This window comes from Singulisphaera sp. GP187, assembly GCF_900129635.1.
Taxonomy (GTDB): domain Bacteria; phylum Planctomycetota; class Planctomycetia; order Isosphaerales; family Isosphaeraceae; genus Singulisphaera.
Map to the genome: position 1 here is coordinate 2,819,348 of NZ_FSRB01000002.1, position 21,470 is coordinate 2,840,817.

The following is a 21,470-nucleotide window of genomic DNA, read 5'->3' on the forward strand; positions in this document are numbered from 1 at the left end:
CGCTCAACGTCAGCGCGCCTCGCGCTGAGCCAAGCAGAGGGGTTGCGCCGAAGGCTTGACCAGGAGCCAGGTGACGACCCCGCCCACACCGACCACCGCACAAACAGATGATGACACGGTCATCGCATACGTCACCCCAAAGTGGCTCGCGACGTAGCCGGTCCAGAGTGAGCCGAGCGGGACGGATCCCGAATAGGCGATGATCCAGATCGCCATCACGCGGCCGCGCAGGTGGTCGGGAAGCGCGTTCTGGATCATCGTCTGCGTCGAGGCATAGAACAAGACGGCCCCAAATCCGACGCCGAACAGGCAGACGGAGGCCGTGGCCAATCGCACGGCGGGGAAGGCGACCAGCCCCGCCAACGGCGGGAACCAGGCTGAGGCCGCCAGCGCGACCGCGAAAATGAGGAGACCGGCGAGGACGAGCCACTCCTTGCTCTCCGCGCTGCTGAATGAGGCCATCCAGAACGCCCCGACCGTCGCCCCGACCCCACTGCACGCCAGGAGCACGCTATAGCCCCGGACGTCGGTCCCGACAACCCGCGTGGCGTAGGCCGGGATCATGGAGTCGTAGCCCATGCCGACCACTCCGAAGAAGGTCATGAGCACGAAGAGGATCATGACCCTACGATCGCTGCCGATGAACGCAAACCCACCGAGCACTTCCGCCAGACCCTTAGCTCCTTGCGGGCGGCGGCGCGCGGGAAGCCTGATCGCCAACACGGCGACGATCGCGGCAAGATAGCTGGCGCCGTTCAAGGCGAAGCAGGCGGTCGCGCCAAGCCCTGCATAGATCAGGCCCGCCAGCGCGGGACCGATCACCCTCGACGCGTTGAAAAGTCCCGAGTTGAGCGCAATCGCATTGCTCAGGTCGGCGCGTCCGACCACGTCGTAGAGGAAGACCTGGCGGCTGGGCATCTCGAACGTCACGCAGACGCGGGTCAGCATCAAGATCACGATCAGATGCCAGACCTGGACGATGCCGAAGCCGATCAGAAAAGTGACGGCAAAGGCCAAGACCATCTGCGCGACTTCCATGATCAAGATCATCCGCCGAGGGACGACTCGATCGGCGATCACCCCCGCAATCAGCCCGACGACCAGGCCGGGGAACAGCGCCGCCGCGCCAACGACGCCGAGCATCGACTCCGAGTGTGTTTTCTCGAAGACGATCCAGTTGATCGCCGCCCCTTGCAGCCAGGTACCGATCAGGCTGATTCCCTGGCCGAGATAAAACCGTCGATAGTTCGGGTTGGCCAACGCCGCAAAGGTTCGAGAGCGAATCGGAGCACGATCAGAGGCGAGAGCGTTGGCCATGAAGGTCCTGAGGGCGGGAGAATCGCTTCGGCCTTGGGGAGGGGCCGCGGTTGGCTACTTCATTATGGCGAGATCCTCCGCCCCGGACAACGTCACCCACCTGGCTCTCGGCCGCGCCTCTCAAGCGGTTGGCGCCGGTTCCGAACTGAGCGGGACGTCGGCAGCATCGGGCAGCTCGCAAGCCGGCAGCGGCTTGGGGATCGGCAGGGCCTGTGACTCCGCGCCGATCGCGGCGAGGAGCGTATAAATCAGGAAGGCCGCCGCGAATGCGAAGACGGACGAAGGCTGGAGCCGAGAACCGTCGCTCCAACCACCGGCCACGGCGATCAGCGGCACCAGGCCAACCGCGACTCCACACAACCAGGCCACCAAGCCGGCGGGGTTCAAACCGCGGCGCGGGCCGGGCCAGACACCACGGTTCCGGACGTAGTCGGCCGTCATCGCCCCCACCATCGGCGCGAAGATCGCGCCCAGCAGCGTGAAGATCTCCTCGAGCCGGATGGCCAGGCCGGTGGCAACCAACGGCCAGGCCGCGGTAGTGCCGATCAAGTTCCAGCCGAGTCGCGAAATCCGGGGCCAAACCGCCGCGAATCGGTGTCCGATGATGTCGGCGGAGAAACAGGTCTGCGCGAGCGAGGAGAGGGCGAAAAAGAGAAAGATCGCGCCGGCAAGTTTCTCGGGCAGCCCGAGGACCAGTGCCGTCCGGAAGCTGAAGTTTCCCACCCCCGGCGTGTTCTTCAAGTGGAGCGGAGCCGAGTAGCGGCCCACGGCCCCGGCCACGGTCAGTAGCGACAGGGTCGCCACGGTCCAGGCGGCGAGCGCCACGCCGATCCAACCGCCCAGGCGGACGTCGCGCTCGGTCCGATTCACGGCCCCAAAGTCGGCGGCCACGGTCCCCGCGATGGCGAAGAAGCCGAAGATCATTTGGACCATCATCAAGAACGCGCGCGGGCCGCCGTCAACCACCGGGGCCGACGTGGCCGGATCGATCTCGAGCGGTCGGAAACTGGGCAATCCGGTCAGCGTCAAAATCATCGCCAGGGCAAGCATCAAGGCGGGGAAGATCGGGTAGATCTTCATGAGCGCCGCGATGATCCTGACCAGAAAGTGACCGGTCAGCGAGGCCGCGTAAATCCAGACGAGCGACGTGATCAGGATCAGAGGACTGCGAAGTTCGAGGACCGTGCCGGCACCCGCCCCCAGCGTGAGCGTCATCGGCTCGAGCCACTTGAGACTGACCAAGCCACAGAGACTTAGACCTTGGAAGGCCCAATCGACCGCATAGAGCGTGGCCACGGCCATGATCAGGATCTGGGCGAGGCCGAACACGATGAACGTCAAACCCACCGTGCCGGTCGTACCGAAGGTGCTGGAACCGATGACGGTGAACGGCCAGCCGGTCTTCTGGCCCCAGAGGGCCGGAACCCGATAGAGCAGGAAGTAGCAAAGCAGGCTGGCCACGGCCGCCCCGAGGACGGACCAGCCAATCCCCCCGATAGCCAGGGTGCGCCGGCCGAGTTGGTCGAAAAAGACAGCCCACAAGAAGAAGGCGATGTAACTCGGCGCCGAGGTCGTCTGCCACCCCTTCCGTTCGAGCGGCGGGTGGCTCAGAGCGGACTGAAGTGCAGGAGAGAATGGGGCGTGTTCCGACATTTTCGAGAAAGACTCAAAGTAGACAGGGTGCTCCTCCGAATCGGTTCCGCTTGGATCGGATCTCGAGCGAGAGGGTCCCACACGCCTTAACGGAAAACGCGGCCCGAGGGACTCAGGCCGCGACACGGTTTCCAGAAGGTATCGGTGTTTCCGCTCTCCGGTCAAGAGAAGCGACGATCGTCGCTCACAGCTCGGCCGGACCGACCGCCCCTCCCATCATCAAAAGCGCCTCTTCCTTTTCGCTAATCAGGATCTTCGGCTGATAGCCCCCCTGCGACTTGAAGTAGACAATCAGGGCGAGGTAACAGACGAACATGATGCAGGGGAAGATCGCCACCGTCGCCAGGGCCCGCTTCTTGGCCAGCCCTTGAATCGACTCGATCTGTCCCTTCTTCTCCTCGGGAAGGTTGTCGATCTTCTTCTGGTCGAGTGGTTGATACTTGCCGAAAACGCTCGACTTCGGCGCATCGACCACCGAGGCATAGACCTCGGGGTTTTGGACCTTGAGCTCGCGCCCGGCCTCCTTGTCCTGGATATTACCAAGCAAGGCGGCGCCGATCACGCCGACGGCCAACATCCCCACGCCGCCCGTCGTGTTGAGCGTGAGCGCGCCCCCCTTGGGGAACTGCTCGGCCACGACTCCGAGCATGGTCGGCCAGAAGAACGTTTTCCCGAAGCCGTAGAGCGTCGCCGCCGCGAGAATCGCCCCGCCCGTGGCCTTCGAGAGAAACATGAGTCCGCAGGCCGCCACCAAGGCGCTACCGGCCAGCAAGCCGAGCGGCGACAACTTGTGAACGATCGGTCCGGCGAAGAACCGAAGAATCAGCATGATGGTCGAGGTGTAGATCAAGACCCAGCCGCCGTTGAGCCCGAGTCGTTCCATCTCGGGGCCCATCAGGTCGCCGATCCAGCTATCCGTTCCGAGCTCGGTGGTCGCCAGGGGGACCATGATCAGCAAGAGGAAGATGAACAACGGTTGGCCGAGTGTGCGAACGTAGGCGCCGTAGGCGGCGACGAGGACCACCGAGATCGCAACTTGCACCCCTGTGTTCAGCTCAAACGTGTTGCCGAGCTCGCGAACGATCAGGCCAACGACGATCGCCGCGCCCAGGATGCCCACCTGCTGAAGCATCGGCTTGTACGACACGCCGGCCGCCACCCGCTCGTTCACCGGGAACTTGCGTCCGATCATCATAATTCCATAAGCGATCACCGGAATGAACAAGAGGGCAACTTTAAACCTCCAATTCGTGGAGCCCATCGCCATCGCGAGAATTCCGCCGAGCACCAAGCCGCCGGGCCAACCCGCGTGCAGCATGTTAAGCCACTTCGTCTTCTCGCGTGCAAACAGGGTTGCAACCACGGGATTGATCACCGCCTCGACCGTGCCGTTGCCCAGCGCGACAACGAAGGTGGCCCAGTAGAGGCTCTTGTAACCGGTCGCCGTGATCGTCAGGTAGGCGGACACCACGTGACAGAGGAACGCGAAGACCATTGCCTTCCCGTAACCGATCTTGTCGATGATCAGGCTAAACAGCACGATGCTGATCGAGAACGGCCAGAGCCCCACTCCGAAAATCTGCCCCTGCTCCGTTTTGCTCAGACTGAATTCCCGGCCCCAGTCGGCAATAATCTGAGTGCGAACGACAAAGCCGAACGCCGTGGCAATCAGCGCAATGAAACAGGCCCAGAAGAGCAGCTTCTCGTCTCTCCCTGCCTTATCCATCGGGGGGACGTCGCTAATAAATTCGTCCATCGGAGCCGGTCCCTCTCATCCCAAGCGTGGTGGTCACGATTACCATCAATCGATCAATCAATCATGCAACGATCAAAGCCATCGCTTGCTCGTCGCGCACCCACCCTCAGATCCGGCCCACCAAGTCTAATCCGCAGCGGGTAAGGTCCCTTGCGGAAAAAAAGAGCCGGATGACCTGAATCAAGCGGGCAGACACTCGTTCGTCCGATCCAACGGATTACGTGCGATCGTCATGTCATACCCGAGCGGTCGGCGCATCGCAATGCCCAAGCAAGGTATGCGTCAGACTGAGCAATCTCGACGGCCTCGGTTTTCCTCATTGGGACGATCGTGAGGATGGGAATCCTCCCGCTCCATCCCGTGAATCCGGCTGACCGAAGGCGGATCTCCCTGTTCCATCGGCACACCGGTCATCGCGACCGGGCCCTGGACCGGCCCGCGCGGTTCGACGGCGCGGGTTCGGCTCCCCATGGTCCCGGCGTTCGGATTCGATCGGGGCGACCCGTTCGGGAGCCTGGGGGCCTTGGGTCGGTCAGTCCTGGAGACACCCGGAACCAAGTGCTTTGTCGTGCATGTGTCGCCTGGCGGTCCTAGACACTTGGAACCAACGACTCTATATTATTGAGTGGAGTATCGGCGAGTTTTCGTCATCGAGCCGATGGTGCTCACCTGGGATCGTTCCGTCGAGTCCGTTGTCGTCGACCTCGGCGATGACCAGTCGGAAAGGACGGTGGTGAAATCGGTGGGCCTGCCGATGCAGTCGTCAGTGACCGCGATCTTGCTCAACCTCCCCGAACGGACGTGGGCATCGACCGCACCCTGTGAGCGTGTTTGCTCGGGCCCGCTTGGTGACCGGCGCGTCATACTCTCGCTCCCTACCAGGCCTTGGATCTCCGACCGCTTCCCCCAATAATCAATTAGAAACCACCCGATCAGTCGCCGACTCCGGCCCCCCCCTCCTGATCTGATCGAGTGGCTCGATTGGAACGCTCTTTCCTGCTGACCTTTCCTCCCCGGGTTGGCTCCCTTGCCGTTCCTACCGATCCACGGCAATTGACCCTTGCCGCGGTCGCGGACCTTGGACCGCTTCCCAGAGAGATCCATCAGGAATCACTTGATGAGACGCCAATTTGAGTTCCATCCCGATCTGTCCGAATGCGTCCTGGAAGATCGCGTCCTGCTGGCCCTCCCTCCCGGACTGGCTCCCTCGCCCTTTATGCAGATCAACTCGGCAACGAATCAAATGGTGCCCGCTGGCACAGGCGGAGGTGGCGGCAGCACGGGTGGAAACCTCGTAAACCCCGGCCCCACGTATTTCTACCTCCGGATTGGGGTCAGCCTCGGCGCCTCCCAGGCCGGCTCAACGATCGGCGGAACGGTCTCGGTCTTCGGCCTCAACACCCGCGCGACCGCCCTCGGTGGCGGCGGAGGAGGAGGCGGTGGTGGCGGAGGCGGTGGTGGACGAAATGGAACCGGAGGTAACCGAGGCTTTGGCGCCAGCTTCAGCTCCGGGTTCAGCTTCGCCCTCAGCAGTCTCAATAACTTTGGGACAAATTTTCCGACCCTGGGATCGATCCCGGTGCATACCTACGGCGGAGGCGGTGATCCTGTACCTGATGCCCCGGCGAACTCGAACAACTCCGGCAATGCCCCCGAGGCGGCCCCGAACGACCAACTCACTCCCCAACCCGGCGCCGACAAGGCTGAACAAGTCCCCAGCGTGGACCTCGCGAATCGTTCGCTGGGAAAGAGCCGATCAGCCGCGTCCGCACTGTTGAAAGGTCCGGCCCCAGCGAATTAATCACCCCTGATCCCACCCTCTGGCATTCCTCTGCAGAGCCGTTGCCGTCGCGAATCCCCCCCCATCCGAACTATCGAAGCATGACGACAGGAATGGTCGGCCCGCAGACGCGTATTTGCCCTTCATCCGCTCGTGGTATGCTCGAAAGCTACGCCAAAAGCAGAATCTCCCGCCCTGCGACGTCGGGGGCGGTGGCTGTTGAAAGCCAGCAGGCGCCGGCGAAAAGGCCAGGGGAAAGAGTAAATCCTGTACCTTGTCGGCCTCTCGCTGATGAAACTGTGCGCATCGCTGGTAGCCAATTGCTCGGCAAGTTACTGCCAACATAACCGCCGTGAGCGCGACGAACGTCATCAACCGGCGGGTGCGAAAGTGATTTACCATCGGATGGCGCAGGTCCTGGAGTGCGAACTTTTCGCCCTTGCTCATTTCGTCGCGGTTGGCTACGACGGCAAGACCTGATTGGCCAGCGTTCCCGGGGCGGGTTGGCAACGCCATGAGGAGGTGACAGCGGGCGTAACTCCTTAGCCAATGATTCCAAATATTCATCCGTGTCTCATTTCGATAACCGAAATGAGACATGATGATTCTCGGAGCGAATACGCTTCTTCAGCCCCCCGTGAACGCTTGGTTTAGCGGATCAGGTACTGGGCGATCACGTTCCGCTGGATCTCATTGGTTCCCGAGTAAATCGTGCTGCCGATGCTATCTCGAAGATCCCGTTCGATCCCGGTTTCCGAGACATACCCGGCTGCACCGAACAACTGGACGGCATCAAGGCTGTTCTTGACATAACAATCGGAGACGTGGAGCTTCGCCATCGCCGACTGGAGCGTGGCGTCCTTCCCCTGCGCCTTGAGCCAGCCGATCCGGTAGACCAAGGGACGGCACGTTTCCAGCCGTAATGCCATGTCGACGATCTTGTTCGCCACCGACTGGTTCTTGCTGATCGGCTTGCCGAACTGCTTCCGGTTCCGGACATGAGCAATACAGCGTTCGAGTTGCCGCTTCATCGTACCCAAGGCGCTCGCGAGGATCGCGCCTCGCTCCCATTCCATCGAGCAGTTGAAGACCTCCGCGCCACGGCCCTCGCGACCGAGCAGGCTCTCCGACGGCAATTCGCAGTCGTCCAACGCGAGCTCGCCCATCGGGACGGTGCGAACGCCGAGTTTGCGGATCTCGCGGACCACGCGGAAGCCGGGCGTCTCGCGGGGGATGATGAAGGCACTGATGCCCATAACTCCCCGCTCCGGGGCGGAGGTGGCGTAGCAGACGAACAGGTCGGCCACCGGCCCACTCGTGACCCAGGTTTTCCGGCCGTTGAGGACCCAGCGATCACCGCGACGCTCGGCACGCGTCTGCATGCTGAAGATGTCGGAGCCCGCGTCAACCTCGCTGGCTCCGTTGGCGCCGACGAGGGTCCCGTCGCAGAGACCGGGCAAGTATTCCCGCTTTTGCGCCTCGGTCCCATAGCGAAGGATCGGGATCGAGTTGGTCCACATCGAGGCGTTGATGGCAAAGATCAGGCCGTTGTCCGCACAACCGTAGCCAAGCCCTTCCATGGCCGCGATGGTTGCCTGCAAATCTTGCCCTTTCCCCCCATACTCAAGAGGAATCGGCAGCCCTTGAATCCCGAAGGTCGCACAGCGTTTCCACCCCTCGCGCCAGAACTCACGGCGTTCATCTCGGTCCAGCAAGTCGTCGACCAGATTTTCCTTGGCGAACGCGATCGCCCGGTCCTGCCAATCCTGCTGCACCACGCTGAGTGAAAAATCCACCCTCTCGCCTCCCTGCGGTTCGCAAAACTCTCGAGTTCCTCTCCGCACTTTACCCCCAGGAATCGCCCAGGTAAACCCGCCCTATCCTTCGATCGGGACGGATGCTGCCCATTGACTTGGAGGGGGACGCCTCGCATGATGTGTCTGTTCTCTTCGCGGACGAGCGATCGTTAGCGAGGACAACCAAGTTCACTGTCCCGGTCTAAGGGAAGCCGGTAAGAATCCGGCGCGGCCCCGCCGCTGTAATTGGGAACGTTGCGTTCCGCTCCATGCGAAGCCACTGCCCGCGCAATCAAAGAGCGGGTGGGAAGGCAGAGCGCAACGATGGCCCATAAGCCAGAAGACCTGACCGGGATCTATCAGACCTCTGACGCCTTCGAGGGTGAGGCAGTCGAGGGATTTCGCGGACGTTCCCCGGTTTCACTGCGCCGTTATTGTTTTGACTTGCGCATTCGAACCCCAAGATCGTCTGTCCCGTCCTTCGGCATCACACCCTCGATGCGTCTTCTGCGGCGGTGGCTCGGCTTGACCCAGGCCCCCGACGCGCCGAAGGTGGGTGATCCCGTTGTTCGTCTTCCTCACGACCGCCGATACCGAGATCCAGGCCCTGGCCGCCGCGGTCCGTCGCCTACCCGATGACTTCTCGGCCGTCCGCGCCCGGAATCCCAACGAACTGCAAGCGGCCGAGGCGCTCGATCGGTTCATCGCCGACGACCTGCCCGCCGCTCGAGCGGTGATCGTCCGCGTGCTCGGAGGACGCCCTTACTTCGCCGAAGGCTTCGAACGGTTGTCCTGCGAGTGCAAAACCCGCGGCATTCCGTTCATCGCGCTGCCGGGCGAAGCGGGGCTCGACCCCGAACTCACGTCGCTCTGCCACGCCCCCCTGCCCTTGGTCACGCAGGTGCTCGAGTACTTCACGCAAGGGGGCTTGCAAAACCTCGTCAACCTGCTGAAGTGCCTCAGCGATAACGTCTTGCTGACCGGACTCGGGTACGAACCCCCTGCCCCGCTGCCGCGCGACGGTCTCTATCTTCCCGACGCACCCGACGGCCTGAGCCTCGAAGCCTGGCGGGAACGGATGCATCGCCCGGATCGGCCGACCGTCGGCATTCTCTTCTATCGCGCGCACTGGATGGCCCAGAACCTCGCGCCGATCGATGCCCTGGTCCACAAAGTCGAAGCTCTCGGCGGCAACCCCCTGCCGATTTTCTGCTACAGTCTGAAGGATGACCCCGACCAGGACGGTGGCGTCCCCAGCGTCTTCCGCGAGTATCTGATCGACGCCCAAGGGCAGACCCAGGTCGATGTCCTGATCAGCACGCTCAGCTTCACCGTGGCCAACCTCAGTGACGGAACCCACACCGAGGCCACGGGCGCGGTCGTCGACCTCCTCGAACGGCTCGACGTGCCGGTCCTGCAAGCGGTGCTCTGCTCGTCGAGCTCGGCCGAGTGGGCGGCGAACTCGGCCGGGATGACTCCCCGCGACATCGCGATGAACGTCGTTCTCCCCGAGTTCGATGGCCGGATCAATACCGTCGCCATCAGCTTCAAGGAAGAGGGACAGTTCGACGAACGGCTCGGAACCACGATCAAGGCGTACGTGCCGAAGGCCGATCGGGTCGACTATGTCGCGCGACTGGCCCTGAACTTCGCCCGGTTGCGCCGGACCGCCAACGCCGAGAAACGGGTCGCGATCCTGTTCGGCAACTACCCGACCAAGAATGCGCGGATCGGCAACGGCGTCGGCCTCGACACCCCCGCCTCGGTGATGAACCTGCTCCGGAACTTGAAAGACGCGGGTTACACCGTCGAAAACTTGCCGGCCGATGGCGACGCGTTGATGCATCAGTTGATCGACGGTTGCACGAATGATGAGGAATTCCTCACCGACGAGCAACTCCGCAACGCGGTCGGACACGTTAGCCTGGCGACCTATGACCGCTGGTTCCGCGAGATCCCGTCGACCTCCCGCCGCGCGATGATCGACCAGTGGGGCGAGCCGCTGGGTGAGGTGGGTCGAATCGACGAACGGCTCGCGATCCCGGGCCTGATCTTCGGCAACGTCTTCGTCGGGATCCAGCCCCCGCGCGGCTTCGGTGCGGACCCGATGGCGATCTACCACAGCCCCGACTTGCCGCCGACCCACCACTACCTCGCCTATTACCGCTGGCTGCGCGACGAGTTCGGCGCCCTCGCGGTGCTCCACATGGGCAAGCACGGCAACCTCGAATGGCTCCCCGGCAAGGCGACGGCCTTGTCCGAAGAATGCTATCCCGAGATCATGCTCAGCACCTTGCCTAACTTTTATCCCTACATCATCAATAATCCGGGCGAGGGAACCCAGGCCAAGCGACGAGCCCACGCGGTCATCATCGACCACCTGGTCCCGCCGATGACCCAGGCCGAAACCTACGACGACCTCGCCCGGCTCGAGCAGTTGCTCGACGAGTACTACCGGATGGCGTCACTCGACCCATCGAAATTGCCGTACATCACGCAGCAGATCTGGACGATCGTCACCAAGAACAATCTCGAGCGCGACCTCAAGGTCGACCGCTGCCCCGAGGCCGAGGAGTTCGACGCCTTCCTTCAAGAGATTGACGGCTACCTCTGCGAGTTGGGCGATGCCCAGATCCGCGACGGGCTGCATATCTTCGGGCAAGCTCCGCAAGGTGAGCAACGCGTCGGGTTGATCGCCGCGATGATGCGTCTCGATAACGGCGAGGTTCCCTCACTGCGAAAAGCCTGGGCGCGATCGTTCGACCTCGACCCCGCCTGGCTCTTTCAAGATCTCGGGACGCCCGTCGATCAAGCAATCGTTAATGCCCTTGATGAGGCGGTGTTTACCGAGAAAGCGCAACGCCCTGTCTGGACTCGCGGCGACATCGTCGATCAAATCGACCAGCAGATTCACCATGGAATCTCCCAAGCCGTCGGCCTGATCGACGCGCCATCGGCGCCCGCCACTCCACTCAACGAACTCGCCGTGTGCGACCGGTTCGTTCGCGACGAAATCCTCCCGCGTCTCGATCGGACGACGGATGAGGTCACGAATACCATCCGTGGTCTCGCGGGCCGCTTCGTCCCGGCCGGGCCAAGCGGCGCCCCCACGCGAGGCATGGCGCGAATCCTCCCGACCGGGCGGAATTTCTACAGCATCGACATCCACACGATCCCGACCGAGACCGCCTGGAAGGTGGGCACGCAGGCCGCCGATCGACTGATCGAGAAGTACAAAGCCGAGAATGACGGTGAGTTTCCCAAGAGCGTCGGCATCGTTGTCTGGGGCACCAGCACGATGCGGACGCACGGCGACGACATCGCCGAAATCCTCCACCTGATGGGCTGTCGCCCGGTCTGGATTCCGGAGAGTCGGCGGCTGAGTGGGATCGAACTCGTGTCGCTGGCCGAGCTCGGCCGCCCTCGGATCGACGTGACCGTGCGGATCTCCGGGTTCTTCCGCGACGCCTTCCCGAACGTCGTCGCCCTGATCGACCGCGCGGTGGAGTTGGTCGCGGCGGCCGACGAGCCCGACGATCGGAACTTCCTCAAACGCCACGTGCGCCGCGAGGAACAGGCGCTCACCGCCAAGGGGGTCACCACCGACCAGGCCGCTCGCCAGGCGAGATACCGGGTCTTCGGCTCAAAGCCGGGGAGCTACGGGGCGGGCCTCCTGAACCTGATCGACGAGCGAAACTGGAAGAACGACGCCGACCTGGCGGAGGTCTACATCAACTGGGGCTCCTACGCTTATACGGCCAAGGAGCACGGCGTCGCCGCCTCGGAGCCGTTCAAGCGGAGGTTGAGCCAGGTCACGGTCGCCGTGCAGAACCAGGACAACCGCGAGCACGACATCTTCGATAGCGACGACTATTTCCAGTTCCACGGCGGGATGATCGCCGCGATTCGCGCCCTGACCGGAGAGAACCCGGCCGCCTACTTCGGCGACACGTCGAACCCCGACAACGTCCGGGTCCGCGACCTGGCCGACGAAGCCCGCCGCGTCTTCCGCTCCCGGGTCGTGAACCCGAAGTGGATCGCGTCGGTGATGCGGCACGGCTATAAGGGGGCGTTCGAGATGGCCGCCACCGTCGACTACCTGTTCGGCTACGAAGCGACGGCCCAAGTCATCGACGACTGGATGTTTGAAGACGTCAGCAAAGCCTACCTGCTCGACCCCAAGGTCCAGGAGTTCCTCCAGGAGAAAAACCCCTGGGCGCTCCGGACGATGGCCGAGCGATTGATCGAGGCCGTCGATCGCGGGTTCTGGGAGACGCCGAACCCGGAAACGGTCGAAGCGCTCAAGGAACTCTATCTTCGCAACGAGAGTGTGCTCGAAAGCCGTTAATCCTGACCACCACCGGATTCCGACAAGGAACATCCCAATGTTTATGTTTGCTCACCACGTTGGCGTCGAACTCCTCGGCCGTGAGTTCTCCCCTCACGGGGTCGTTCAGCACGTCTGCGTCTTCGCCGCCCTCGGCCTGATCCTGGCGACCTCGGCCTACGGCACCGCCGTCCTGGCGACCCGACTGCCGGAGCTCCTGGCAGCACGACGGCGCGAGGCCAAGGCCGTGGTCAACGACCGATTCGCCTGACCGGTTCGAAACGGGCGAATCCGATGGCTTAGGGATGGACGGATGGAGGTGGGCATCGCAACATCATCGACTTCCTGCCACCACCTTGAGCGATGGCAGTCAGAAGCCTACCCTACAATCAGTCGAACACGGAGTCGCACGTTTCGATCGATCGAACTCACGGATAATCCCGATGATCCGAGCCAAGCGTGTTATCGCCTATGTCTGGGCGTCCCCCACCACGCTGGTTGGCCTGACGGCGGGTGCGCTGACGCTCGCGACCGGGGGTCGAGTGCAGCGCCGGCTTGGGACCCTGGAATTTCACGGTGGCTTTTCGCGGTGGTTCGCGGAAAGAAATCGGTTCGCGGCCATGACGCTTGGGCATGTCATCATTGGTCGCGACCCTTGTGCACTTGACTCGTGCCGCGCTCACGAACAGGCCCACGTCCGGCAGGTGGAGCGCTGGGGGATTGCGTTCATCCCGGCCTACTTCCTGGCGAGCGCCTGGGCATGGTCTCGCGGCAAGCACTATTATCTCGATAACTATTTTGAACGCGACGCCCGCCGTGCCTGCGGGGAGTGGTGGTGACGGCCTTTCCCGAGGAACGAGCGACGATGCCCCAGACGCCCCATATTGAACGCCACTTCACGTCCAGCGAGTTCGTTCGCGACGTCGTGATTGGCATGTCCGACGGCCTCACCGTTCCGTTCGCGCTGGCGGCGGGCCTCTCGGGGGCGGTCAACGTGACCTCGATCATCGTCACCGCGGGGCTGGCCGAGGTGGCGGCCGGTTCGATCGCGATGGGGCTCGGAGGCTACCTCGCCGCGCGGAGCGACGCCGAGCACTACGTCGCCGAGAAGAAACGCGAGTGGCACGAGGTCGAGACCGTACCCGAGGTCGAGCTGGCCGAAGTCTCCGAGCTCTTCCGCGAATATGGCCTCTCCCACGAGGCCATCGCCCCGATCCTCAAAGCGTTTGAAGCCAACCCAAAAGGATGGGTTGACTTCATGATGAGGTATGAACTTGGCCTGGAGGAACCCGACCCCAAGCGGGCCTTGAACAGCGCGGCGACGATCGCGGGGGCGTACATCGTCGGGGGCCTGATCCCCCTGGCGCCCTACATGCTATTGAAGAATCCGAGCCAGGCACTGGTTGGCTCGGTGGTCGTGACCCTGACCGCCCTGATGATCTTCGGCTACGTCAAGGGGCGTTTCACCGGGACCAAGCCGGTGCTAAGCGCCGCTCAGACCACCCTGATCGGGGGCTTGGCCGCCTCCGCGGCGTTCCTGATCGCGAAGATGTTCTCCTGAGAGACGGCATGACTGACGCTCTGAAACCCGCAACCGCCACGGTCGGCGACACCGTTTATCCGTTCTCCGCGATCGTCGGGCAAGAGCCGATGAAGCTCGCCCTGATCCTGGCGGCGATCCATCCCGGCCTCGGGGGAGTTCTGATCCGAGGGTCGAAAGGGGCCGCCAAGAGTACCGCGGTCCGCGCCCTGGCGGCCCTGCTCCCCAACATCGAGGTCGTCCCGGACGATCCGTTTCGTCGTGCGCCTGGAGAAGTGATCGCGGAATGGCCGCTTCCCGACGACGCGAAGTTTGTGCCCCGGCCGGTTTCGCTCATCAACCTGCCCGTCGGCGCCACCGACGACCGGGTTGTCGGCAGCCTGAACTTTGAACGCGCGCTGACGACCGGTCGACGCACGTTCGAGCCTGGCCTACTCGCCGCGGCGCATCGAGGCCTACTCTATATTGACGAGGTCAACTTACTCGGCGACCACCTGGTCGACGTGCTGCTCGACGCCGCCGCCATGGGCGTCAACCACGTCGAGCGCGAAGGCCTGGCCTTCCGCCACCCCGCCCGATTCGTCCTGGTCGGCACGATGAATCCCGAGGAAGGAGACCTTCGCCCCCAACTCCTCGATCGGTTTGGGCTGGCCGTCGACGTCGAGCCGATGACCGACCCCAGGCAACGCGCCGAGGTGGTTCGCCGCCGCCTCGCCTTTGAGGCCAACCCCGCCCGGTTTCGCGCGCACTGGGCCGAGGCCGACCAACGCGAGGGCGCCCGGATCGCCGAGGCGCAACGGCTCCTGCCTTCCGTGATCGTCCCCGACGCGATCCTCGAGGCGCTCTGCACCCGTTGCGCCCGCGACGGAGCCGACGGGCTCCGCGCCGACCTGACGATCTACAAGGCGGCCACGGCCCTGGCCGCTCACGACGGTCGGACGACCGTGACGACGGAAGACATCGAGGCCGTGGCCGAGCTCGCCCTCTCGCATCGGCGGACGACTCACGGATCACCCCCGACCGGTTCGCCTCCGCCACCGCCTCCCCCCCCTTCGGGTGAGGAGCCGCCGCGTCCCGAACGGCCCGCCGTTCCCCCACGCAACGAGTATTACGCCAGCCAGGATCGTCGCGACGAGCCGCGGGCCTCGGCCGAGTCGACCCAAGGGGAGGACAACGAGCCGGAGAGCCAGGTCATCCCCGCGGCGAGTCCACCGCTCACGCCCCGGCTATCTCCGCCGCGCGATCGGAGCCGCCGCGCAACCGCGGGGCGCCGGGGAATGCTTTCGGCCCCTGATCGCCAGGGCGTCTTCGTGCGTGCGGCCGTCCCGAAAGGCCGAGCGCACGACCCCGCGATCGCCGCAACGCTTGGCGCCGCGGCTCCTTGGCAGGTCGCTCGCGGACGCGATACCGATCAGCCGCTCATTCTTCACGCGGCCGACCTCCACGACAAGGTTCGGGCCCGCCGGACCCAGCATCTCGTCCTCTTCGTCGTCGACGCCAGCCGCTCGATGGGCGCCCGGCGACGGATGGCCCGCACCAAGGGGGCCGTGCTCTCCCTCCTGATCGACGCCTACCAGAAGCGAGAACGCGTCGGCCTGATCGCGTTCGGCGGTACGTCCGCTACGCTCACTCTGCCGCCGACAAGAAGCGTCCGGGTGGCGGCCCGCTGCCTGAACGAACTTCCTGTTGGCGGCCTTACGCCGTTGGCCCATGGGCTCGTCCTGGCCGAGCGCACGATCGCGGCCGTCCGTCGCCGCGAGCCGGGGATTGCGCCCCTGGTCGTCTTGCTCACCGACGGTCGGGGCAACGTCCCGCTCCAACTCGGGGGAAACCCCGAGGCGGACGCCACCGGGCTCGCACGGCGACTCGCGCAAGGCGGTGTGGCCGGACTGGTGATCGATACCGAGGAGGGCCCCATTCGGTTCGGGCTGGCCTCTCGACTGGCACGGGCCTGGGGCGCTGAGGTCCTTTCCCTCGACGCCCTGGGCGAACGGCGATTCCCCGACGTCGTCCGCAAGGCCCTGTTCGCGGGTTAATCGCCTCACATGATCTCGAATGCCAATCATCCCAAGGTTCGATTCCGAGCGATGGGGTAAGGACAACCAACGATGACCGACGAAACGAAGGAAGCGGAACGACCCGACCCGAAACGGCGCCGGGGCCTGATCATCGTCAACACGGGCGACGGCAAGGGGAAGACCACCGCCGCGCTCGGCCTCGCCTTCCGCGCCTTGGGCAGCGGCTTCAAGGTGTTCATGCTTCAATATATCAAGGGGAAGTGGAAGACCGGCGAGAAGAAGCTGGCTGACAAGCTCGCTCCCGAGATGCAGATCTTGCCGATGGGGGATGGATTCACCTGGGACACCAAGAACCCCGAGCAGGATATCGCCACCACGGCGAAGATCTGGGAGGTCAGCAAGCAGGCGATCAGCTCGGGAGATTACGACATGGTCATCCTTGATGAGATCAACGTCGTCATGAAACTCGGCTATCTCGACCCGGCGGTGGTCGTCGAATTCCTCAAGACGCGAGACCCGCGGCTCCACGTCGTCCTGACCGGGCGAGGCGCACCGCCGGCGATCGTCGAGCTCGCGGACCTCGTTTCCGAAATCGTTCCCATCAAGCACCCGTTCAAAGCAGGGATCAAAGCCCAACAGGGGATTGAATTTTGAATCAGGACCAGGACTCCGCCGCCGCCGCACCCTTGACAACCAAGGTCAAACCCCCGGCGCAAATTCTCTTTTGCAAAGGGTGCTGCTGCGGCAAAACCGAACGCGGCCTCCCGGAAGTTCCCGTCGACCGACTCAAGGCGACCTGGAAAGCCGAGAAGCTCAACAAAGGTGTTCAACTCACCATCTCAGGTTGCCTCGGCCCGTGCGACCTCCCCAACGTTGCCGTCGTCGTCACGCCTCAAGGCACCGAGTGGTATGGCAAACTCGACGGTGACGCCCACTACGACGCGATCATCGATTGGGCGCGAGCCTGCCTCGCCGAGGGTTCGGCCCTGCCGATGCCCAAATCGTTGGACCAGTATCGTTTCGAACGATTCTAAGTCCGCAATAGGAGCGGACGGCCGTCTCGAACTCCGCTCAGAGGCGGATCAGGTAGGTCCTTCCAGGTTCCCTTCCGCCGCGATCAGGTCGCCTACCTTCGCAGCGGTCGGGGCTCCGCCATCGGTGCACTCGTTCGGTGATTTCAGGCTGCTTCCCCTCATTGTTTCAGGCAGGGAAGCCTTTGCCAAGTGAGGGAACCAGTCAGCGCGTCGTCGGACCGATTGGCACTGCGAGCTCCTGGCCTCCAGATTCGAGAGGTCGTAACTCCCTGCTCAGCCGCCGCCGAGCAAGGTGCTGAGCAGCCCTGGGGGCTTGCCGCCCGGGACGACGATGCGATCGCCGGGGAAGACCTGGTAGTTGGTCAAGGTGTCGCCCCGGTCCTTGATCCCGAACCAGTCGATTTTGAGGATCTGGTCGGGCCCGCCCGCCGGGTGGGGCCGGACGAGGTAGGCCTTGTCGGGCATGCTGTTCGATCGGAGGCCCGCGGTCATGATGGCGTCGAGCACCGTGTCGTTCCCCGTGCTCGGGAACTTGCCCTGGGACGTCACCGTCCCCATCACGTAGTAGAACTTGCTGGAGCTGCCGTTGACCAGGCGGACCGAGACCTGGGGCGGTCGACCGGACTTAGTCTTGGTCTGCTGGGTCGCAATGTGAAGGGCGACCTTCTGCTCCACCTGGGGAAGCGTGAGGCCCGCGACATAGACGTCACCCAGGAAGCCGAGATCGATATTGCCGTCAGCCTGCACGGGAACGGTATTGAGCGTCAGGTCGGCAACGGCCGGACGGATGGCGATATCGAGCTCATCGGGGGGCTCGACGACGTAAGCCGGCAACGACACCATGTGCAATTCGCGCGGTTGGTTCGGATCGATACACCCGTATTGGGGAATCCGATTCGCAGCGTGCTTGCTACCGAACCCCTGGCAGCCTGCCAGGAGCAGTAGGAGCCCCCCGAGCAGGAGCATTCGCGATTGGCGTTCAGAGCCCGTTAGCGTCCATGCGGTCATCGGCCGGCACTCTCATTCGGGCGTTCCGTCTCAGTGTATGGCCCGCTCGTCCGGAAACGGCGCGGACCCGACCCCACCGTGAGTCGGCATCATCCCCTGCATCGGCAGCGATCGCCCGCCAACTTGACCCAAACTCGGGATTGACCAAATTGGCGGGAGGCAGTAGCTTTCGACCCACCTGGAGTTCGGCCCTCGCATGGCGGTAGTCCCTGTCCGCCGCGAACGGCTGGCGGCCCCCGATGGAGCGGGAGCGGCAAAACCCGGGGTCACCGAGGCAACCGTCCATGCCGGCTTCCGCGTCTCGGGTCCTGTTCCTCGGCCTTGACGGCGGGACCATGTCCGTCCTAGCCCCCGGATTCGAACGGGGCCTGATGCCCAACCTCGCCTCCCTCTGGCGACGGTCGGCCACGGGCGTACTCCGGTCATCCGAACCCATGGTCACCCCCGTGGCCTGGACTTCGTTTGCCACCGGGTGCACCCCGCCCACTCACGGAATCCACGAATTCTATTACGTGGATCCATCCGACCGCACCATTCGCTCGAATCACGCGGGGCGGGTTCGCGTGCCGACGCTCTGGCAAATCCTGGGCGCGGCCGGTCGCGAGATCGTGAGCCTGAACTTGCCGATGACCTACCCTCCTCCCCAGGTCCCCGGGGTGGTGGTTGCCGGATCGGATGCGCCCGGCCTGACCTGGGCATTCGCCCAGTGTCCCGACTTCGCCGCGGAGATCTTCGAGCAGGTCCCCGACTACACGCACAAGATCGTCTGGAAGAAGCGTCCCCGAACACTTGAGGACCTGCAATCGCAGGCCGAGAAGAATCGGGCGACCTTTCACGCCCAGGCCGAGGCCGCGGAACGGGCCGACGCCCGAACCGACTGGTCGGCGATGATGGTCCACTTCCATAACCTCGATAGCCTCCAGCACCGGCTCTGGCCCTACCTCGACGTGGACGAAACGGGCGTTCGGGAAAAAGGCTGGAACGTGGAGGTCGAGAGTTGCCTCAAGGCCCTCGACGACAGCGCGGGGCGGCTCATGGAGTTGGCCTCGAAACGCGACGCCGCCGTCGTCGCGGTCTCCGACCACGGCTTTGGTCCTTGCAAGGCGCTGGTGAATGTCAATGGGCTGATGCGCCAGGCCGGTCTTCAGCGCGGCCTGTTGTACGGCACTCGATTCAAGTACCGGGCGCAGCGGCTCGGCGACCGGTTTCATCGCTGGATGACCCGACGCGCCCCGGGCGGGGCGGGTCGTCGCTTGCCCCGCTCAATCGAAGGGCAAGTCGGCTGCGACTGGAAACGAACGGCGGTTTACGCCCCGTTCGGCCAGTTGAGCGGATGCCTGTTCGTGAACCGAGCGGTGGTCCCACACGAGGCGGCCGCCGAACGCGTGCGTGCTGAAGTGATCGAGATCTGTCGCGACGCCCGCGACCCCGAGACCGGGGCCGACTTGTTTCGTGACGTGTTCGACGTGGCCGAACGGTACGGGATCGACCCAGCCGCCGAGGGGCTTCCCGACGTGCTCGCGCTCTCAGCCGACGGCTACCAGGCCCAGGCCAAGTGGGGTGTGACGCTCCGCAACGAGCTCCTCAGGCCCGACCCGAACCTCCCCGCCACCCACTATATGGACGGGATCATCGCGATCGACGCCCCGGACATCAAGCCTGGCGTTCACCTCCATGCCAACCTCCACGACATCGCCCCCACGGCGCTGACGATGCTCGGCCTGCGGGTCCCCGAGAGCATGGAAGGGCGCGTCCTCCACGAGGCATTCGAGAACCCGCTGCATGTTCGCTACGGGGCCCGCCCCGTCATCGAGCCCGACCCGCGGTTCGAGGCCCTCCTCGCCGCCGGCTTCGGCGCCGAGTGCGATTGACTTCTCCCCCCGTTTTGCACACGAGGCCCCCATGAACGAAATTCAGGCGAGCATCCACCAGTTCATCCTCAGCGAATTCCTCCCCGGCGAAGACCCAGGCGAATTGACCGAAACGACGCCGCTGATCACCGGTGGAATCCTCGATTCGATCAGCACGTTGAAGCTCGTCAACTTCCTCGAAGAACAATTCAACGTGACCATCGAGGCCCATGAGGCCGGCGTCGAAAACCTCGACTCCGTGGGACAGATCGTCCGATTGATCGAGGAAAAGAAGAGCGCGGCCTGAGTTCGTTCGAACCGCCGCCCGCGAACGACGCCAATCGCCATTTTTCTACCGCGCATGCCCCTTCCCGGCCAACCCGCACCGAGCCCCCTGGCCGGTCCCGCGGCACGATCGGGGCGGGGCTTCGTTCGTTTCGACAACGGTTCAGTTCTTGGCCAGCCAGCCGGTGACAACACGGCCGACCTGCCTCAGGCTGGCGGGCGAACAGTTCTCGGGCCGATCCTGCGCCTTGTGCCAGTACGGATAGTCAAAGTCGATGACGTCGATCGCCGGAATACCGCCGTTGCTCAACGCCACGTGGTCGTCAAGCACAGCGCGGCCGACATTGTTACGAAATGCGGAAACCTTGAGCCGACGCGCAACCTTCCAGACATCCTGAACCAGAGTGGGGGCCTGCTGGAGACTGTACGGCTCCTTCTTGATTTGTAAGTTCTTCCCCCCCACCATGTCGAGCACAATCGCAGACTTGTAGCGATCGGTGTTTGTCCCCTGCTCGATGCCTTCGTGATAGTCACGCACGAACTCCTTCGAGCCGAGGAAATACTCCCCTTTCTCGTTGTAGACGAGCTCCTCGCCGTCAAACAGGACGAGGTCAACCCCCACGGTCGTCGGCAAGTTCTCGAGCTGGTTGGCAAGTTCCATTAACAGGGCCACTCCCGATGCGCCGTCATTAGCGCCAAGGTAGGGGACCTGGCGGAGATTCGGGTCGGTTTCCCGATCGGGAAAGGGGCGGGTGTCATAGTGCGCGGCGATGACCACCCGCTCGGTCCGCTCGGGATGCCATGATCCGACCAGGTTGGCCATCTCGACCTTGGCCCCGCTCAACGGGTCGACACCTGTAAACGGTTGTTCGCGAACGACCGCCCCGTTCCGGGCAAATTGCTGCGTGACGAGTTGTCGCTGAAGCGTGTTGGCCGCCGAACCCGCCGGCCGCGGGCCCAGCTCGGTGATCTGGTTCAGGTAGCCATACGCCCGAGCCCCGTTGATCGGCGCAGGCGTAGGAGCCAGGTTCGGCCGGAGTCTGGCCTGAGAGTCTGACGCCAGCCGTTCTTGCTTCAAATTCATCGAATAATTGCGATTTTTTAAT

The 21,470-nt window shown here is 63.8% G+C and carries 16 protein-coding genes and 1 riboswitch; of the genes, 10 read left to right on the forward strand and 6 right to left on the reverse strand.

The annotated features are described in order from the left end of the window. Positions 1-9 precede the first annotated feature (9 nt). The 3 genes from BUS42_RS35310 to BUS42_RS35320 all read right to left on the reverse strand — a co-directional run bounded on the left by BUS42_RS35310 (position 10) and on the right by BUS42_RS35320 (position 4,726). On the reverse strand, positions 10-1,317 hold the full coding sequence (locus tag BUS42_RS35310; protein WP_074315036.1) for an MFS transporter: 1,308 nt from the start codon (positions 1,315-1,317) through the stop codon (positions 10-12). Between the two features lie 120 nt (positions 1,318-1,437). After that, positions 1,438-2,970 carry a purine-cytosine permease family protein gene (locus BUS42_RS35315; RefSeq protein ID WP_074315038.1) on the reverse strand — a complete coding sequence of 511 codons (1,533 nt, stop codon included), beginning with the start codon at positions 2,968-2,970 and terminating at the stop codon, positions 1,438-1,440. Positions 2,971-3,154: 184 nt separating this feature from the next. Beyond that, the gene (locus tag BUS42_RS35320) at positions 3,155-4,726 is read right to left on the reverse strand and encodes an MFS transporter (RefSeq protein ID WP_074315039.1); all 1,572 of its coding nucleotides are present in this window, start codon (positions 4,724-4,726) and stop codon (positions 3,155-3,157) included. Positions 4,727-5,843: 1,117 nt separating this feature from the next. Between BUS42_RS35320 and BUS42_RS44175 the strand changes: the two genes are divergently transcribed. Next, positions 5,844-6,527 (forward strand): hypothetical protein, encoded by a 684-nt coding sequence (locus tag BUS42_RS44175; RefSeq protein WP_074315044.1) that lies wholly within the window; start codon positions 5,844-5,846, stop codon positions 6,525-6,527. Between the two features lie 629 nt (positions 6,528-7,156). Here the strand turns inward: BUS42_RS44175 and BUS42_RS35345 are convergent. Continuing rightward, entirely contained in the window at positions 7,157-8,302 is a 1,146-nt protein-coding gene (locus tag BUS42_RS35345; protein ID WP_074315049.1) for an acyl-CoA dehydrogenase family protein, read from the reverse strand. A 182-nt stretch (positions 8,303-8,484) separates the two neighbouring features. Then, positions 8,485-8,670, forward strand: a riboswitch (cobalamin riboswitch). Positions 8,671-8,858: 188 nt separating this feature from the next. Between BUS42_RS35345 and cobN the strand changes: the two genes are divergently transcribed. The 7 genes from cobN to BUS42_RS35380 all read left to right on the forward strand — a co-directional run bounded on the left by cobN (position 8,859) and on the right by BUS42_RS35380 (position 17,221). Further along, positions 8,859-12,650 carry a cobaltochelatase subunit CobN gene (cobN, locus tag BUS42_RS35350; RefSeq protein ID WP_083671027.1) on the forward strand — a complete coding sequence of 1,264 codons (3,792 nt, stop codon included), beginning with the start codon at positions 8,859-8,861 and terminating at the stop codon, positions 12,648-12,650. A gap of 37 nt (positions 12,651-12,687) precedes the next feature. Further along, the gene (locus BUS42_RS35355; RefSeq protein ID WP_074315051.1) at positions 12,688-12,900 is read left to right on the forward strand and encodes a hypothetical protein; all 213 of its coding nucleotides are present in this window, start codon (positions 12,688-12,690) and stop codon (positions 12,898-12,900) included. Between the two features lie 172 nt (positions 12,901-13,072). Then, positions 13,073-13,468, forward strand: a complete 396-nt coding sequence (locus BUS42_RS35360; RefSeq protein ID WP_074315053.1) for a hypothetical protein — start codon at positions 13,073-13,075, stop codon at positions 13,466-13,468. A 26-nt stretch (positions 13,469-13,494) separates the two neighbouring features. After that, positions 13,495-14,190, forward strand: coding sequence for a VIT1/CCC1 transporter family protein (locus BUS42_RS35365; RefSeq protein ID WP_074315744.1), 696 nt, complete (start codon positions 13,495-13,497; stop codon positions 14,188-14,190). A gap of 8 nt (positions 14,191-14,198) precedes the next feature. After that, positions 14,199-16,205 (forward strand): VWA domain-containing protein, encoded by a 2,007-nt coding sequence (locus tag BUS42_RS35370; protein ID WP_074315055.1) that lies wholly within the window; start codon positions 14,199-14,201, stop codon positions 16,203-16,205. Positions 16,206-16,277: 72 nt separating this feature from the next. Further along, positions 16,278-16,841 (forward strand): cob(I)yrinic acid a,c-diamide adenosyltransferase, encoded by a 564-nt coding sequence (gene cobO, locus BUS42_RS35375; RefSeq protein ID WP_074315057.1) that lies wholly within the window; start codon positions 16,278-16,280, stop codon positions 16,839-16,841. Further along, complete coding sequence (locus BUS42_RS35380) at positions 16,838-17,221, forward strand: (2Fe-2S) ferredoxin domain-containing protein (protein WP_074315059.1); 384 nt, start codon at positions 16,838-16,840, stop codon at positions 17,219-17,221. The genes cobO and BUS42_RS35380 overlap by 4 nt, the downstream gene beginning before the upstream one ends. Before the next feature lie 273 nt (positions 17,222-17,494). On the opposite strand, the gene BUS42_RS35385 is transcribed toward BUS42_RS35380, so the two are convergent. Next, positions 17,495-18,229, reverse strand: coding sequence for a polysaccharide biosynthesis/export family protein (locus tag BUS42_RS35385; RefSeq protein ID WP_074315061.1), 735 nt, complete (start codon positions 18,227-18,229; stop codon positions 17,495-17,497). A gap of 284 nt (positions 18,230-18,513) precedes the next feature. Between BUS42_RS35385 and BUS42_RS35390 the strand changes: the two genes are divergently transcribed. Together BUS42_RS35390 and BUS42_RS35395 are read left to right on the forward strand one after the other, a co-directional pair. Then, positions 18,514-20,100 carry an alkaline phosphatase family protein gene (locus tag BUS42_RS35390; protein ID WP_254053998.1) on the forward strand — a complete coding sequence of 529 codons (1,587 nt, stop codon included), beginning with the start codon at positions 18,514-18,516 and terminating at the stop codon, positions 20,098-20,100. Between the two features lie 31 nt (positions 20,101-20,131). Next, the gene (locus tag BUS42_RS35395; protein WP_074315065.1) at positions 20,132-20,386 is read left to right on the forward strand and encodes an ornithine lipid biosynthesis acyl carrier protein; all 255 of its coding nucleotides are present in this window, start codon (positions 20,132-20,134) and stop codon (positions 20,384-20,386) included. Positions 20,387-20,527: 141 nt separating this feature from the next. On the opposite strand, the gene BUS42_RS35400 is transcribed toward BUS42_RS35395, so the two are convergent. Further along, positions 20,528-21,448, reverse strand: a complete 921-nt coding sequence (locus BUS42_RS35400; protein WP_083671148.1) for a M28 family peptidase — start codon at positions 21,446-21,448, stop codon at positions 20,528-20,530. Between the last annotated feature and the right edge of the window lie 22 nt (positions 21,449-21,470).